Raw genomic sequence first — 15,625 nt, forward strand, 5'->3', positions numbered from 1 at the left:
CAGGGTGTTTTTTGTGACAGGCTATAAACGGCTTTGAAAAGAGCGCTGATTTTAATGCTGAAGTGAAAGAATTAGATGTGAAATAGTTGGATGTGAAATAGTTGGATGTGAAATAGTTGGATGTGAAAGAGTTAGATGTGAAAGAGTTAAAAGGAATGTGAATTTTTGTTAATCAGGAAACTTTTTCTGGTGAATTACCTCGATTCAGGATACTTCTTGGTATGGCGAGTGGTTGGTGTGTGACAAGTGAATGGGATTGAATTCATTAATTAAATGCATTCATTAAATACATTAATCAAATACATGAATTAAAAAAATCATCGATAGTCTGTTCAATTATTTGAAAAACAAAAAAGACCAAAAGGCGAAGCGCAGGAATCTTATCCCTAATGAAAAAAATGGCAGTTGCAGTTTTTACCCTATTGCTGGTTTTTAGCCTTGCGGCACAGAGCCAGCAAGATGCTAATGTTGTAGCTGATGCAGCTATAACAGATGTCGCTGTATCTGATAAAGCGTCAACACCCCAAGTGCAGGCGCAGATAGTGGCATCTGTTGCTGCGGTTGTACCGGGTAGTGAAATTTACCTTGGTATCAACCAACAAATTATTCCGCACTGGCATACCTATTGGGTCAATCCCGGTGATTCGGGTAATGCCACCACGATTGAATGGACGCTGCCGGAAGGTGCGAGTGCAAGCGATATTATTTGGCCTGCACCCAGCCGTTTTTCCATGGGGCCTATTACCAATTATGCCTATGAAAATAACGTCACGCTGCTGAGCAAAATTACTATTCCACACGCGCTTGCCGTGGGCGATACCTTTACTGTCCGCGCCTTGGTGGATTGGTTGGTGTGTGAGGAGGAGTGTATTCCGCAACAAGTGGAATTGGCCTTGTCATTACCCGTTGTTGCAACACAAGCCGAAACCGGCGGAGGCAGTGAATTAATTGCCGAAGCGCAAGCGCGTTTACCCATTCCAGTACCTTGGGATGTAACCGCAAAACAAAGTGTGATTAACAGTGAAACCGGGCAGGGGACATTAGCCCTACACATCGCATTGCCAGCAGAGCAACTTGCGCAAGTACAGGACATTTGGTTTTACCCCTACGACTGGGGCCGCATTCGCCAAAGTGATCCCCAGGTACGTACAGATCTTGCCGATGGTATCCAACTCAATATTCCCACTGGCGAAGCACCGGCTTCCATTGGTGATCAACTTGCCGGTGTGTTGGTCATCAAAGAGCAGCAGGGTATTGCGCGTGGTTATGAAATAAAAGCGCCGCTGCAAGCGCTTGCTAATAACCAGCCGCAGTCAGAATTAGCGATCAGTTTTGCAGGGGCATTGTTGTTCGCGTTATTGGGCGGAATTATTTTGAATTTAATGCCCTGCGTGTTTCCGGTGTTGTCGATCAAGGCATTGTCACTGGTCAGCCATTCCCATTATTCCGCGCAGCAAATTCGCCGTCAGGGTTACGTTTACACGCTGGGTGTATTGGCCAGTTTTGCAGTGCTCGCCTTGCTGCTGATTTTATTAAAAGCTGGCGGCAGCCAAATTGGTTGGGGTTTTCAATTTCAATCGCCCATTTTTGTGTTGGTGGTTGCTTATTTATTGTTTGCGGTTGGTTTAAGTTTGTCGGGTGTTTTTTTTATTGGCGGCTCAGTTGCGGGTGTGGGTTCCTCACTCACAGAAAAGCCCGGCTATAGCGGCAGTTTTTTTACTGGCGTTTTGGCAACGGTAGTGGCTACACCCTGTACGGCACCGTTTATGGCCGCGGCACTGGGTTATGCTGTTGCGCAACCGCCGGTAAAACTCATGGCGATATTTTTAAGCCTTGGTTTGGGTTTGGCTTTGCCTTATTTACTGTTGAGTTGCTGGCCGCGCTTGCAACACTGGTTGCCGCGCCCCGGGTTGTGGATGGAGCGCGCAAAACAATTGTTGGCTTTTCCGATGTACGCCGCCGCTATTTGGTTGGTGTGGGTATTAGTGCAGCAAGCGGGCGTGAATGCCGTGATAGTCGCATTAGGCGGCATGTTGTTGATCGCTTTAGCAGCATGGCTTTACGACAGCACACGTACTGCATCCAACCGTAACCGTGCGCTGGGCAGTGCAGTGGCGTTGCTGCTGGTGCTATCGGCCTTGGGTGCAGGCATCTTTGCGGTGAATGCACCGGTTGCATCCAATACATCCGGTAAAAATGCAGTCGCTGCCGATGCCAATTGGGAAGCCTTCAGCGATGCACGCCTGCAAGAATTACTCGCGGAGGGCAAACCAGTATTTTTAAATTTCACCGCGTCCTGGTGCATCAGCTGTTTGGTTAATGAGCGTGTTGCACTGAGTAGCGATAGCGTCAAACAGCATTTTGATAAAGAAGGCATTGTATATTTGAAAGGGGATTGGACCAATAAAGATCCAGAGATCACCGCGTTTTTGCAAAAGTTTAATCGCAGTGGCGTCCCGCTTTATGTGTTTTATCCGGCAGGACAGGCTAACCAGCCGATTGAGTTGCCACAAATACTCACGCCGGATTTGGTGATTGAAAAACTGAAAGGTGAATAGCGATTCGTATTATCGATTTTTAGTTTTTAGTTTTTAGTTTTTAGTTTTTAGTTTGTGTTTTGTTTTTATTGTTGTTTGTTGCTCTTGGTTTTTGTTTTTCCGTTGTTAATCCATTGTTGTCAATTCATAAGGAGTCATTATGTCAATCCGTCAATCTGCAAAAATCGCACTGGCAAGTCTTGCCTTCGCATTGGTATCAACCCATGCTGTGGCCGAACCTGTTATCAATAAACCTGCACCCACCTTTTCCGGTAAAGCAGCGGATGGTTCAACCATTAACCTGGCCGACCTGAAAGGAAAAACTGTGGTATTGGAGTGGACCAACCACGAATGCCCTTACGTGGTTAAACACTATGACAGCAGCAGTAATATCCCTGCATTGCAAAAAAGCGCCGCCGAAAAAGGTTTTGTGTGGTTGCAAGTGATTTCATCTGCGCCGGGCAAACAAGGTCACGTGGATGGCGCTACCGCGATTAGTCTCAACGAAAAACGCGGTGCTACACCAACCAATACCATTCTTGATGCGGAAGGCACCATCGGTAAACTCTATAACGCGCAAACCAGCCCGCACTTTTTTATCATTAATCCGGAAGGTACTTTGGTATACAAAGGCGGCGTGGACAGTATTAAATCCAACAAAGCGGAAGATATTCCAAAGGCAACTCCTTACGTGAAAGATGCTCTGGAAGCATTGGCTGCTGGTAAAAAAGTACCTAACCAAAGCACCGCGCCCTATGGCTGCTCTATTAAATACGCGGGTTAATATATTTTCAGCCATGTAAAAAATGTCATCGGCATTATCAAAAGCGGGCTAACATTTAGCCCGCTTTTTTTTATTAAAAAAATCAACAGTACCTGTTTGATTTTTAACAGTAGCGATTTTTTCTGTTGCAATAAGCGCATCAAAAATCACAGATTGATACTGTTACAGCTCTTTATATTTTCATTTTTATGAAAAATATTCCTTATTGATTTGGTATTAGCCAAAAATGGCGGCATTCCTGTACCACACAAACCTCAGAATGTTGCCTTTGCCGGTAAAGATAAGAAAACTCTCTACATCGTTGGCCGTGGTGCAGCGTATAAAGTTGCGGTACTTACTCCCGGCTTTGCCGGTCGCGTTAAATAACTTACCACCTGTTCATAGGCTGGCAGCCGCCAGCCTTCACCTGTTTCAGGGAGCAATTCATGACACGTAAAACAGCTGATGATTTTCATCCGGAAGTATTAAAACTGTTTGATCAATACGTACACGGCCAGGCATCACGCCGCGAGTTTTTAACCGGCGCAGCAAAATATGCTGCACTGGCCGGTGTAACCGCGACAGGGTTACTGACTGCACTCAGCCCGCAATTTGCCGAGGCGCAGCAAGTGAAGCCGGATGATGCCCGCATTAAAGCGAGCTATATCGAAATTGATTCGCCCAAAGGCAACGGCAAAATTCGCGGATATTTGGTGAGCCCTGCAAATGCCACCGAAAAATTGCCGACGGTATTAGTCGTGCATGAAAACCGTGGGTTGAATCCTCACATTGAAGATATTACGCGGCGTATTGCGCTGGATAATTTTATCGCCTTTGCACCCGATGCTTTATTTACCTTGGGTGGATACCCGGGCGATGAAGACAAGGCACGCGAATTGTTCCAAAAACTCGACCAAACCAAAACCCAGGAAGATTTTGTGACTGCGGTGCAGCATCTGCAAAAATTACCTGAAGGAAATGGCAAAGTAGGTGCGGTAGGTTTCTGTTATGGCGGTGGTATTTCCAATTTCCTTGCCACGCGAGTACCGGATTTAGGCGCGGCGGTTCCTTTTTATGGCCGTCAGCCCGATTTGGCCGATGTACCCAAGATCAAGGCTCCCTTGTTAATCCATTATGCCGGCGTAGACGAACGCATTAATGAAGGTTGGCCTGCATACGAAGCAGCACTCAAGGCATCAAACGTAAATTATCAAGCGTTTATTTACGAAGGTGCGCAGCATGGATTCAATAATGACACGACTCCACGTTTTGATGAAAAAGCCGCACAGCTCGCCTGGAAAAGGACAATTGACTTTTTCAACAAGTATCTGCGTGCTTAATGCAAGGTACATAAGAAAACATTTTTGCTAAAGCGTGTTTGTAAAAATGTTGGGATAAATTCGAAAACCCTGCAGGTGAAAACCTGTGGGGTTTTTATTACTGCTTATTTTTTTTTATCCGGTATCGATGAATTGTAATTTCAATAAACAGCAGTTAAGTGTTGGCTAATCATCAGTCTGCAGGCTTGTTGCTGCTCAAATAAAAACAATCGTATGGCTTGCATCTTTTTGGCTTAAGCAGCTGCCAAAAGGTTATTTCAAAAAAATCCTTAAAAATCAATTGTCTAAAACTTAATTAAAAAATTTTGTGGAAAATGCAGCAGGCAATCCTTCGCTGGTATGGCACTTGCTCTAGAGGTGTTATCCCAGAGTGTTTTTGGTATCCCATGTTGGTGTGGGAAATTCCATTTTGTTGAAGGACATTGCGTTATGAAATCGCCTGTTAAATCGTCTCTTAAGTCATTTGCCAAGTTGTTGTCTGCTGTGGCGTTAATCGCTGCGCCATTGTTGTTTGCCTCCGTGTCATTTGCCCAAACACAAGCGGCAAATGCTGCGCCTGCTGCGAAATATGAAGCAAAAAGCCCAAAATTAAACCGTGCACAAATCGATAAGTTGTTGAGCAAGCCTGAGCAACTTATTTTTATCGACCTGCGTCGGCCGGATGAGCTCACCAAAATTGGTGGCTTCCCTGTGTACCTCAGTATCCAGTTAGCCGATCTTGAAAAGAGCCTCGCCTTTATTCCGAAAGACCGCACTATTGTCACGCTATCCAATCACGCTGGCCGTGCACTGCGCGGTGCAGATTTACTCGCTGAAAAAGGCTTCAAAGTCGCAGGCGCTGCCGGTGTACAAGACTATGAAGCAGAAGGTGGCACACTGAGCAAAATCGTTCCTCCAGCTCCAAAAGGTTAATTCAAATGAGCGCAACTGATTTACTTCAAACCATGTATGACTCTCCTCTGGGCACATCGCTTGCTGAGTCGCTTTATATGTACCCATTGGTAGAAGGCGTGCATTTACTCAGTCTGGCTTTTTCATTTGGTTTGATTGTGCTGACGGATTTGCGGTTGATTGGTTTTGCGTTTAGCCGTGTTCCCGTCGCCATTGTGTTGCAGCAATTGCGCCCCTGGTTACTGGGTGGATTTGTCGTCACCTTTGTCACCGGTTTTTTGCTGACCTTTGCGACTGGCCCTGAATTAATCGCATCACCTATTTTCCCATTAAAGTTATTGCTGATTGTGTTGGCCGGTATCAATGCACTGTGGTTTGAACTGAAATTCGGGCGCAGCGTTACAAACTGGGGGCACGCATCAATAGAGCACAAATCGGCATTGCCTACTGCCTTACCCGCAGGTGCGAAATTGGCAGGGTGGATATCGCTGGTGCTGTGGAGTGCGGTAGTCGTTTTAGGGCGATTAATTCCCTATCTGGACTCTGGTTTTTAAGCAATTTTTTGTATGGGCAACTTATCATGAACACTCAGGAATTATTTCAAGCTGTACAAAATAGTGATATCGCCATTGCTTTGGGACAAGCGCCGATTTTTTTCGGAATTCTGGCGCAACTCTTCCATATCAGCGGGCTGGTATTACTGCTGACTTCCATTTTATTGGTGAATTTGCGTTTGCTGGGTGTTGGCTTTACCTGGTTTTCGGCACCGCAATTAGCGCAATACACCAAGCCCTTTATTTATACCGGATTGCTTTTTTTAATTCTGTCCGGTGTTTTTATGTTGGCACCCAGCGCTGCACTTTACGAACCCAATCCTGCATTTTGGATCAAGCTAAAACTTTTTGCAGTGGCTTTGCTTATCCAATTTACGCTCTACCGCGCCGTGAGCACTAACGAAAATCCTAATCGCATTTTGGCGGTGACAACTGCCATTGTGTCGCTGGTGCTTTGGTTCAGTGTTGGTCTTGCGGGCAGGGCGATAGGTTTTGTAGCGGCCTGATTTTTTTCTCATCTATCTCTTTAAATCAATTCATCTAAATCAAACCATTTAATAAAAGAGGAAAACCAATGAAACTTAAAACGCTTGCCATCTGTACCGGTCTGTTAGGCGCCAGTGTTGCCTTTTCCAGTGTGTCTGTGTTTGCGCAAAATACTGCGCCTGCCGCTGCACCCGCACAACAACAGCGCCCGCAAATCAGCCCTGAAGAAGCCTTACAAAAATTCAGCTTTTTTGTGACCAGTGTTGGTTTGGGCAAGGGCGCAAACCTGGGTGGTTTAGCCGGTGCGGATGCACATTGCCAAACACTGGCAAAAGCGGCTGGTGCAGGCAATAAAACCTGGCGTGCGTACTTAAGTACGCAAGCAGAGGATGGCAAGCCCGCCATTAATGCGCGTGACCGCATCGGCAAAGGCCCTTGGTACAACGTAAAAGGTGCGCTAATTGCCAACGACCTTGGGCATTTGCATGGCGACACTCTCGCGCAAGCACAATTGGGCAGCAACCTCACACGTAATCAGGCGTTTAGTGAAAAAGGTGAGCGTGTGTTGGCGGCGGGTGATACACCCAACCAGCACGATATTCTTACCGGCTCCAAAACCGATGGCACCGCGTTTACCGATGCTGCCGATCACACCTGTAAAAACTACACCAGTGCAGCTGCCGATGGCTCTGTACAAGTGGGCCACTTTGACCGCACCGGTGGTGGCAATGCCTCCTGGAATTCGGCCCATGGCAGCCGTGGTTGCAGTCAGGAAAATTTAATCAGCACTGGTGGTGCAGGGCTCTTTTATTGTTTTTCAGTGAATTAAATTTTTGTGAAATTATTTTTTACTCAATATGTTTGTGAATTTTGTCAGGAGTAAATCATGCAGCGCCAATTTACCTTAGTAGCCTGTATCGCGCTGCTGGCATTGGCATCCGGTTGTGAACAACAACCGGATGCCGCGATCAATATCGCAGCCAATATCGCAGCTAATACCACCACAGCTGTGGCATCCGCAGTGGCTACTGAATCGTCAAACTCTGTTAATCCGTTTAAACCTTCGGCTAGCCTGCAAGAAATTATGTTGTCGGTGATTGACCCGAATGTTGATCCCATCTGGAACGCCATTTCTACCGAAGTGACTGAACAAGGTGAAATAGAAACGCGCCCGGAAAGTGATGAGGATTGGGCTACTCTGCGCAACCATGCAATTACGTTGCGTGAAGCATCCAATTTATTAGTGATAGAAGGGCGCGCGGTTGTCCATGGCAATGCCAATACCTCCAGTCACGAATCGGAATTACAGGCCGATGCCATTCAAGCATTGATTGCTGCGCAGTGGCCTGAATTTATTGCGCGCGCCCATGCCTTGCACGACGCTGCCAATTTAGCGATTGAAGCAATCGATGCAAAAAATGTGGAAAGGCTGGAAGAAGTCGGTGGAATCATCGAGCACAGCTGTGAAGGGTGTCATTCACAATTTTGGTATCCGGGTGATAAGGTTCCAACTCATTAATCGTGCTGATAAAGCAACTGTCACTCGCGATTAACCACCGCTATATCAACAATCCACATGAGCACTCTTTCTTTCACTGCAACAACAAAATGAAAAAACCAATTTCCCCCTATCCACAATAACCGCGCCATTTACCAATTGCACAAACCACAATTCTGGTCTATGGTTGCTGGATTGTTTTAGTGCTTGAAAACCAGCATTTGCAGGTGATATTTCAACAGTGATTAATGTTGGTGTAATGCCGTGTAATGGATTTTTTGAATATGTATTGCGATAAGCGAGAAGGCTCCGTAATTCCATATAACGTAGGTTGTGGGTGAGCTTGCGAACCCCAACGGATTGAAGGGCGGGAATGTGCCCAAAGCGGTCCTTCGCTAAATAAAAATCTCGCTTCCTTACTGTTGTAAATACAGATCAAATTTCTGTCTGCTCTGAAATCTCTAGCGCATCATCCACATCGATCCCAAGCTAGCGAACAGTGCTTTCCAGTTTGGTATGCCCCAGTAAGATTTGCGCGGCACGGAGATTCTTGGTTCGCTTATAAATTAGTGATGCTTTGGTGCGCCTTAGAGAGTGTGTACCATAGGTTGATTGATCTAACCCGATATCCTCAATCCAACGGTGGACAATCTGCGCATATTGTCGTGTAGTAATATGCGTGGATTTGTTAACCCGGCTGGGGAAAAGATAATTATCGTTGCGCAGATGGGCTTTTATCAGCCAAGCTTCAACAGCTTGACGTGTAGAAGGCGTAATCTCAAATTGGACGGTGAGATGGGTTTTCTGTTGCATTATAGTTGCACGGTGCAATATCTGAGATCCGTGGCAGATATCGCGAACTTTGAGCTTCACCAAATCACACGCCCGCAATTTGCTGTCAATCGCAAGATTAAACATGGCTAATTCGCGAATACGGTGAGTGATTGTAAGCGGACTCTTATTGCCCACACTTCACTCACCTTCAGTGGTGCTTTTTGGCCAATCAGTTTTCCTTTATTCCACGGCTCCATTCTCAAATGTTTATCTCTAAGAGAAATGGGCATGGCTATATACCTCCGATCTACTTTTTGGGTGGTTCAGGTGTGATAGTTCTCGTAAATGACAACGATGCCAGCTTCCAATTACCTCTCTCCTGTACATATATTTCAGTCACCACGAACGGATTGGTTACTTCATTGCCACCAACTACTGCGAGCAGGGTGATTTTATTTAAGCAGATTGCTGTGCTGCCGATAACCTCAACTGATACATCATGAATATCTGCTTTCTTATAATGAATGTCGCCACTTTTAATAACATCCAATTCTTGCTGTCTCGACATTGACCCGCCCATATGCACGAATACAGCTTTTTCGTGAAATAAGTTATCCAGCTTTTTCAAATCGCGCTCTGACATCCACTGCCATTTGTCCTTTGACAATTTCAGTATTTCATTTTTCACACTATCAGCACTAGCTTCTTTATTCGCGGTCGTCTCTGCGGACACCAAGTGTGCCGTCAATATTGAACAGCATGTAAGTAGAGCAATAATAAATTTCTTAAAGGCCATGATATGTAGTCCTTGGTCGTGTGATTGTTAAAATTTATTGCTTCGCTGGCTCAGGCACAACGGTCTTGGTGAATGACAGTGAGCTGAGTTTCCAATTCCCATTTTGCTTTACATAGACTTCGGTTACGACAAATGGATTGGTCACTTCATTTCCACGTACTACGGCGAGCAAGGTGATGCTATTTAACAAAATAGCAGTGTTATCGATGATTTTTACCGACACGTCATGGATATCTGCTTTCTTGTATTGGATATTGCCGCTTTTAATAACTTCAAGCTCTTCTGTTTTGGAGAGTGTGCGGGACATATGCACAAACATTGAGTCGTTATGAAAAAGCGCAGTCAAGGCATCCAGGTTTTTTTCAGCCATCCATTGCCATTTTTTCTTCGACAGGCTAATGATTTCCTGCTCTACGGTTACTGCTTTAACCTCTTTATGCGCAGCAGATTTTTCTGTTTGTGCCGCCGCCCATTGCGTAGTGAGTGGCAACCACAGTAGTAGAAGTGCAATTTTTAGAACGCCGCGAAGTTGATGTTGTTTCATTAAAAAATTCTCCAGTTTAAGTGCTATTGATTTTTATCCTCGTTAAATTTGAGGCGATGTCTGTGGTTAATTCAGCTTGTGTTGCTTAAACCAATCACCAAGAAGCTCGGCAATTTTTTGATTGTTCAGGTCAGAGAATGGAAAATGCGTATTCCCGTATACACCAATCTCAGGCAAGTGCACCACGCTGGCATTGCCGCCATATTTGTTAATTTTTTCTGCCCATAGCTTTGCCATCGCCAAGCGAACTCGCCAATTGTCCTGACCTGGGTTTTCATGTGCGGTGGTCGGAATGTTGTCACCGTAATAAATAATGATTGGGAATTTTGTTAACTTTAAAAATTGCTCCATTTTGACTGGCGTAGGCGTGAGAGTGCCAGTCAGGCTTGGCATAGCGGCGGGTAGCTCACCTTCTGGAAAAACAAATCCGCTTCCGGGCTCGTAGGACACTATGGCTTTCACATTTTCCGATTTTATCGCTGTCCACCAACCGGGTCCGCCACCTTGTGAATGTGTAATCAAAATGGATGGCCCTGAGCGCTTTAAAACCGCTGCCATTGAATCACTAATTAGTTGTTCATCATAGGCACCGGTATTCGGTGTCATTTGGCGGAAATATTGATTGAGTGATTCTGCATCTTTAGGGAACTGCACGTTATCGAAGTAATTTGGATATTGGCCCACACGGAACATGTTGAACCACATTTGATCCTGCGGTGTAGCAGTTAATTCAAGTGGCGCGGTTGATTGGCCTGCGCGTCCTCTTCGCGGCTGGTCAACTAAATAGACGGAAAAATGGTGACGTAAAAAATAGTTTTGAAATCCTTCGCGCCCATCCGGTGTTGTTCCCCAGGTATTTGCTGATTGACCTGCACCGTGCAAAAGCACTAATGGTAAGGGTTTATGATTGACTGGAATTTGAAAGAAGACAGATGCATGGTCTCCATGCAGTGTTTGACCACTGGAGTCGGCAATCTTTTTGCCGTCGAACGCCCCCGGTTTTTGGATAACGGTTCCACCGGCTGAAAAATTACCTTGATCCGTAATTGTTATTGCGTTTGAATTTCCAGTATCAGTGGCGCACGCCGAAATCATTAATGCCAAGCTGATGCTGCACGTGATTTTAAAGAGCGAGTTGAGTTGGGCGTTCATAAGGGCTCCTTCTTTAGTTTATTTGGTTTGAGTTGATTTAAGCTGCTGGAGAACATCGGAGCTGTTTGTGGCAACATCTGCATTAACATCATTTTTTAATGTAATGATGATTTGCTGAAGCTGTGAGTCCTTCAACCCCAGATTCTGCACCACCTTAAAGTGTGAGGTTAATTGACTATTCACATTTCCGAGGGCTGCCAATGTCGCGATGGTTACCAGTTCCCGGTCAATGTAACTCAGATTGTCACGGCTAAATAAATAGCCAAATAAATGTGCCTTCAATGCGTAATCAATCGTCGGTGAAAAATTTTCCACTAAGGGTTTGTCTGCTGGCGCGTTTGTTAAGTAACCTAATGTCTCGGTGCCTAATTGATAATAATTAGTATTGCTCGCCGTCGTACTTGGTGCGGCACCCAGTCTGTCCTTGATGTTTTGTTGTTGGCGCTGCTCCAACAAACTTTTAAACGTAAGTAAACCATTCAGGCTACGTGGAAATCCCACATACGCATATTGGTGAGCTAATGCTTCTTTTATTTCATTGACGGTTAATCCGGCCTCCAATCCTTTTATCAGGGCGGGTTTGAGTTGTTCAAGATTACCCGTTGCCGTAAATGCAGCAATGGGAATGAGGCTTAGTTGCCTGTTAGTTAGAGGTGTGCTCGCGTTAACTTTTTGTTGTTCGTTTACATTTAACGGTTGAGAGCTTTTCGGCAATTCAACTTTTTCCAACCAGGTGACTTTTTCATCTGGCTTGGCAACGGGAGAAATAGCAATATGAGTCATGCTGCTGTGAGTGCTGGCACCATGCCAATGCTTCACACCGGGAGGGCACCAAATAACATCGCCCTTGCTAATAGTTTGAATCGGCTGTCCCCATTCCTGCGTGCGACCTTCGCCATCGATGACAATTAAATATTGACCGCTCGGGTGGATGTGCCAATTGGTTAGTGCACCCGCTGCAAAAGTCACAGTTGCTGGTGCGACATCGCCCGCTGATGGCATTGTGGGTAGTCGCGAAAATTGCGCTTTCCCTGAAAAATTACTGGCGGGTGCTTCCTGGATAACATGCTGTTCGACCTTTGTTATCTGCTGTGTCGATATCTGCTGTTTGGGGTTGTCATCTGCTAATGCAACATCTGATAACAACGTCAATACTACAGCGACTTTAAGTGGGCTATTCATCTCTTACTCCAATTTCGAATATTTAAATGGGTAATAATCCTGCTTAAAGATTTTTGCTGTAAAACGTTTGAAGATGGTTTACTGCCTGGTCTACATATTTCGGTACCCAGTAAGTTTCAATATGAGTAGCACCATTAATTTTGAACAGTTCTTTCTCTTTAGTGCCTGTTGCCAAAGTAAATGCTTTTTCGGTCATATACAGTGAGTCAGCTTTACTACCCGCAATCATCAGTAACGGCTGATTAATTAAATCCATATTACTCGTTGCGTCAAAACGCATGAGGTCAAGCAAACTACTCAATGTGTACCTGAAGGTCGAATTGGGGTGTGCATGGGTTTTTCCGTAATATTCAAAACCCTGGCGGTAAAGGTCGAATGGAAGTTTGGCGATTTGTTCATCCGTTAGCTTTGCATCACCGGTATAAATTATTTCTCCGCCAGCCGCTTCTTGTGTGCGTGCGTCCGAGGCGAGTTTTAAACGTTGTTGGATAGTGTCCAGTTGTGAGTCTTGATAACCGTTGCGTCTTACTAGCCCGGAATCAAACATGCTTAATGTAGCAACAGCTCTGAAGCGCTTATCAGTCTGTGCCGCTTTTAATGAATATCCGCCGCCACCACAAATTCCGAGTAGGCCCAACCGGCTTACATCAACACCCGGATACTGCGTAATAAAATCAGCCATGCCATGGATATCTTCAATTCGATTTGCGGGTTTATCGACATTGCGTGGTTGGCCACCACTTGCACCTTGATATGCCGCATCAGCAGTAATGGTGATGTAGCCGAGCTGCGCTAAATGTTGCGCGTAGAGCCCTGCGACTTGCTCCTTTACTCCGCCATTCGGATGCGCGATAACGACGGCAGGATATTTTTTTGTCGAGTCGTAATTGGCGGGTGTGTAAACATTGGCAGAAATATCCAGGCCATTGAGTTTATAGGTGGTGGGATGAATGTTTAATTTTCCATTTTTGTTTTCGGTGATGGCTCCTTTGTACACCAAGCCAAATGGATTGCCCTTGGCTTTATCATCAGCCACTGCTCCTGTTGCCCACAATATAGTTGACATTAAAAAAATAGTCAGCGTTTTTGAATTCATAACTATCACCTTTTAAAATATCTGCTTTTACACATCTAGCTTGCGCGCAGTCAGCCATTCGACCATTGCAGGATCGCGATGGGAGAAAAATGCGCTGGTGGCGGTATCAATTGCGGTAATGTTGTTCATGTCTGCATCCGACAATGCAAAATCCAACACCGCCATATTTTCTTTCATACGCTCTTTGCGTACCGATTTGGCGAGCGAAACAATTCCACGCTGAAGCAACCACCGCAGTACAACTTGCCCCACCGATTTTCCATATTGATTGCCAATAGCGGTCAGCACAGGATGGGTAAATAAATTGTTCTTTCCTTCGGCAAAGGGCGCCCAGGCTTCAGGCTGAATTCCTTTAGATTTCATCCAGGGCGCGGCATGTAGTTGCTGATTAAATGGATTAACTTCTATTTGATTTACAGTGGGTTTGATGCGATTAAAAGCCATCAAGTCGGCCAGACGATCCGGTTGGAAATTGCTGACGCCAATTGCACGAATTTTTCCGGCTGCATGTAATTCCTCCATCGCACGCCACGCGCCGTGAACATCACCAAAGGGTTGGTGGATAAGGTACAAATCAACGTAATCAAGTTGCAGGCGATTCAATGAGCGCTCGAACTGCGCTTTTGCGCCTTCGTAGCTGGCATGCCCGAGCCACAGTTTGGTGGTGATAAAGAGTTCGCTGCGCGCGACTCCGCTTGCCCGTAACGCATTACCCACTTGGGTTTCGTTTTGGTAGGAAGCGGCGGTATCGATAAGCCGGTAACCTGTATCCAACGCATCAAGTACAGCGCGCTCACATTCGGTTGGGTCGGTCATCTGGAATACACCGAAGCCCAGAAGTGGCATCTCAAGACCATTATTCAAGGTGATGGCACTCATACATCTTCCTCTCTAATTCAGCTCAGCGTTTGATCTCACTATAGCCAGTTCCTCCGTCTGTATTAAGTGCTATATTCCGCATAGATTTATAAGTAATTTTGATTAATAGATCGATTTTTGCTGTATTTATGCTCGGTTATCGATTTATTTTGTCATCTAAACAGCATAATCAACGTGACCAGCCGAAGCTTTAAGGTGCAATCCAATGTCTGAAAACCTCAATGACCTGCGTGCATTTATATTGGTTGCGCAAGTTGGAAGTTTCACCCGAGCAGCGGGCCAATTGGGCGTTTCCCAGTCGGCCTTGAGTTACACGATTAGAACGCTGGAGGAACGTCTTGGCGTAAAGCTGCTCAACCGCACCACGCGCAGTGTTTCGCCAACCCAAGCGGGCGAACGGTTATTGGAGGATATAGAGCCACTGATTGCGGGGATCGACCAAAAGCTGGGTAAATTAAATGCGTTTCGCGATCTTCCGCGCGGAACATTACGCATCAATAGCTCAGAGCACGTGATCAATACGCTCTTATGGGACAAGCTCGCGTCGTTCGCGCGCGATTACCCTGATGTTGTATTAGAGATCACGACGGATTATGCATTTACCGACATCGTGAAAGACCGGTTTGATATCGGCATTCGCCTGGGCAGCACAGTGGATAAAGACATGGTCGCGGTTAGAGTCACGCCAGACTTTCAAATGATTGTTGTGGGTTCACCGGACTACATCGCTGCTTACGGAATTCCAGAGACACCGAAGGAACTTAACAGTCATCGCTGTCTGACTATGCGCTTGCCAAGACACGAAAATATTATGAGCTGGGAGTTTCAGAATCCAGGCAAAGAACAACCGCAAAGTGTTACGAGCTATCGCCCTCAGTCCGCCATAATTGTCAGTCACGCCCATTTACTAATGAGAGGGGCGATAGATGGATTAGGTCTCGCGTGGGTGCCTGCAACTATGGCAGAACAAGAACTTAAAAGTGGAGCATTAACTGAAGTCTTGATGGATTGGAAAATGACGTATGAAGGTTACTATATGTATTATCCCAATCGTCAGTTGCCGCCACTGTTTCGACTGTTTGTTGATGCGTTAAAGTTGAGGGTTGGTTAATGTCCGCAATTGGCGTGCGCCG

General features: G+C 45.7%; 16 protein-coding genes. 9 read left to right on the forward strand and 7 right to left on the reverse strand.

Going from position 1 to position 15,625, the window contains the following annotated elements; all coding sequences use genetic code 11:
• Positions 1-389: 389 nt before the first annotated feature.
• From B2739_RS15140 to B2739_RS15175, 8 genes are all read left to right on the forward strand, one after another.
• A complete protein-coding gene (locus B2739_RS15140) occupies positions 390-2,558 on the forward strand; it encodes a protein-disulfide reductase DsbD family protein (protein WP_331346682.1) in 2,169 nt (722 codons plus the stop codon).
• A 139-nt stretch (positions 2,559-2,697) separates the two neighbouring features.
• A complete protein-coding gene (locus B2739_RS15145) occupies positions 2,698-3,321 on the forward strand; it encodes a redoxin domain-containing protein (protein ID WP_324259296.1) in 624 nt (207 codons plus the stop codon).
• Between the two features lie 425 nt (positions 3,322-3,746).
• Positions 3,747-4,640, forward strand: coding sequence for a dienelactone hydrolase family protein (locus B2739_RS15150; protein ID WP_331346683.1), 894 nt, complete (start codon positions 3,747-3,749; stop codon positions 4,638-4,640).
• A gap of 429 nt (positions 4,641-5,069) precedes the next feature.
• A complete protein-coding gene (locus B2739_RS15155) occupies positions 5,070-5,552 on the forward strand; it encodes a rhodanese-like domain-containing protein (RefSeq protein WP_331346684.1) in 483 nt (160 codons plus the stop codon).
• 5 nt (positions 5,553-5,557) lie between these two features.
• Positions 5,558-6,085, forward strand: coding sequence for a DUF6644 family protein (locus B2739_RS15160; RefSeq protein WP_331346685.1), 528 nt, complete (start codon positions 5,558-5,560; stop codon positions 6,083-6,085).
• A gap of 26 nt (positions 6,086-6,111) precedes the next feature.
• Positions 6,112-6,591, forward strand: a complete 480-nt coding sequence (locus B2739_RS15165; protein WP_331346686.1) for a DUF6644 family protein — start codon at positions 6,112-6,114, stop codon at positions 6,589-6,591.
• Between the two features lie 68 nt (positions 6,592-6,659).
• A complete protein-coding gene (locus tag B2739_RS15170) occupies positions 6,660-7,400 on the forward strand; it encodes a hypothetical protein (RefSeq protein WP_331346687.1) in 741 nt (246 codons plus the stop codon).
• A 57-nt stretch (positions 7,401-7,457) separates the two neighbouring features.
• Positions 7,458-8,090, forward strand: coding sequence for a hypothetical protein (locus B2739_RS15175; RefSeq protein WP_331346688.1), 633 nt, complete (start codon positions 7,458-7,460; stop codon positions 8,088-8,090).
• A gap of 468 nt (positions 8,091-8,558) precedes the next feature.
• Here the strand turns inward: B2739_RS15175 and B2739_RS15180 are convergent, their stop codons facing one another.
• From B2739_RS15180 to B2739_RS15210, 7 genes are all read right to left on the reverse strand, one after another.
• Complete coding sequence (locus tag B2739_RS15180) at positions 8,559-9,038, reverse strand: tyrosine-type recombinase/integrase (protein WP_331346689.1); 480 nt, start codon at positions 9,036-9,038, stop codon at positions 8,559-8,561.
• 112 nt (positions 9,039-9,150) lie between these two features.
• Positions 9,151-9,639 carry a nuclear transport factor 2 family protein gene (locus B2739_RS15185; RefSeq protein WP_331346690.1) on the reverse strand — a complete coding sequence of 163 codons (489 nt, stop codon included), beginning with the start codon at positions 9,637-9,639 and terminating at the stop codon, positions 9,151-9,153.
• 34 nt (positions 9,640-9,673) lie between these two features.
• Positions 9,674-10,183: a nuclear transport factor 2 family protein gene (locus B2739_RS15190; protein WP_331346691.1), complete on the reverse strand. Its 510-nt coding sequence runs from the start codon at positions 10,181-10,183 to the stop codon at positions 9,674-9,676.
• Positions 10,184-10,249: 66 nt separating this feature from the next.
• Complete coding sequence (locus B2739_RS15195; RefSeq protein ID WP_331346692.1) at positions 10,250-11,335, reverse strand: alpha/beta fold hydrolase; 1,086 nt, start codon at positions 11,333-11,335, stop codon at positions 10,250-10,252.
• Positions 11,336-11,353: 18 nt separating this feature from the next.
• Complete coding sequence (locus tag B2739_RS15200; RefSeq protein ID WP_331346693.1) at positions 11,354-12,517, reverse strand: cupin domain-containing carboxymuconolactone decarboxylase family protein; 1,164 nt, start codon at positions 12,515-12,517, stop codon at positions 11,354-11,356.
• 43 nt (positions 12,518-12,560) lie between these two features.
• On the reverse strand, positions 12,561-13,613 hold the full coding sequence (locus B2739_RS15205; protein WP_331346694.1) for an alpha/beta hydrolase: 1,053 nt from the start codon (positions 13,611-13,613) through the stop codon (positions 12,561-12,563).
• Between the two features lie 27 nt (positions 13,614-13,640).
• Positions 13,641-14,492 (reverse strand): aldo/keto reductase, encoded by an 852-nt coding sequence (locus tag B2739_RS15210; RefSeq protein WP_331346695.1) that lies wholly within the window; start codon positions 14,490-14,492, stop codon positions 13,641-13,643.
• A gap of 205 nt (positions 14,493-14,697) precedes the next feature.
• Between B2739_RS15210 and B2739_RS15215 the strand changes: the two genes are divergently transcribed.
• Positions 14,698-15,603, forward strand: a complete 906-nt coding sequence (locus B2739_RS15215) for a LysR family transcriptional regulator (protein ID WP_331346696.1) — start codon at positions 14,698-14,700, stop codon at positions 15,601-15,603.
• Positions 15,604-15,625: the final 22 nt, after the last annotated feature.

It is taken from the genome of Cellvibrio sp. UBA7661 (assembly GCA_002483365.1).
Lineage (GTDB): Bacteria > Pseudomonadota > Gammaproteobacteria > Pseudomonadales > Cellvibrionaceae > Cellvibrio.

What these genes read in the sequence shown, in the direction of transcription:
- B2739_RS15140 (WP_331346682.1), top strand. Translation starts at nt 390, where the DNA reads ATGAAAAAAATGGCAGTTGCAGTTTTTACCCTATTGCTGGTTTTTAGC.
- B2739_RS15145 (WP_324259296.1), top strand. Translation starts at nt 2,698, where the DNA reads ATGTCAATCCGTCAATCTGCAAAAATCGCACTGGCAAGTCTTGCCTTC.
- B2739_RS15150 (WP_331346683.1), top strand. Translation starts at nt 3,747, where the DNA reads ATGACACGTAAAACAGCTGATGATTTTCATCCGGAAGTATTAAAACTG.
- B2739_RS15155 (WP_331346684.1), top strand. Translation starts at nt 5,070, where the DNA reads ATGAAATCGCCTGTTAAATCGTCTCTTAAGTCATTTGCCAAGTTGTTG.
- B2739_RS15160 (WP_331346685.1), top strand. Translation starts at nt 5,558, where the DNA reads ATGAGCGCAACTGATTTACTTCAAACCATGTATGACTCTCCTCTGGGC.
- B2739_RS15165 (WP_331346686.1), top strand. Translation starts at nt 6,112, where the DNA reads ATGAACACTCAGGAATTATTTCAAGCTGTACAAAATAGTGATATCGCC.
- B2739_RS15170 (WP_331346687.1), top strand. Translation starts at nt 6,660, where the DNA reads ATGAAACTTAAAACGCTTGCCATCTGTACCGGTCTGTTAGGCGCCAGT.
- B2739_RS15175 (WP_331346688.1), top strand. Translation starts at nt 7,458, where the DNA reads ATGCAGCGCCAATTTACCTTAGTAGCCTGTATCGCGCTGCTGGCATTG.
- B2739_RS15185 (WP_331346690.1), bottom strand. Translation starts at nt 9,639, where the DNA reads ATGGCCTTTAAGAAATTTATTATTGCTCTACTTACATGCTGTTCAATA.
- B2739_RS15190 (WP_331346691.1), bottom strand. Translation starts at nt 10,183, where the DNA reads ATGAAACAACATCAACTTCGCGGCGTTCTAAAAATTGCACTTCTACTA.
- B2739_RS15195 (WP_331346692.1), bottom strand. Translation starts at nt 11,335, where the DNA reads ATGAACGCCCAACTCAACTCGCTCTTTAAAATCACGTGCAGCATCAGC.
- B2739_RS15200 (WP_331346693.1), bottom strand. Translation starts at nt 12,517, where the DNA reads ATGAATAGCCCACTTAAAGTCGCTGTAGTATTGACGTTGTTATCAGAT.
- B2739_RS15205 (WP_331346694.1), bottom strand. Translation starts at nt 13,613, where the DNA reads ATGAATTCAAAAACGCTGACTATTTTTTTAATGTCAACTATATTGTGG.
- B2739_RS15210 (WP_331346695.1), bottom strand. Translation starts at nt 14,492, where the DNA reads ATGAGTGCCATCACCTTGAATAATGGTCTTGAGATGCCACTTCTGGGC.
- B2739_RS15215 (WP_331346696.1), top strand. Translation starts at nt 14,698, where the DNA reads ATGTCTGAAAACCTCAATGACCTGCGTGCATTTATATTGGTTGCGCAA.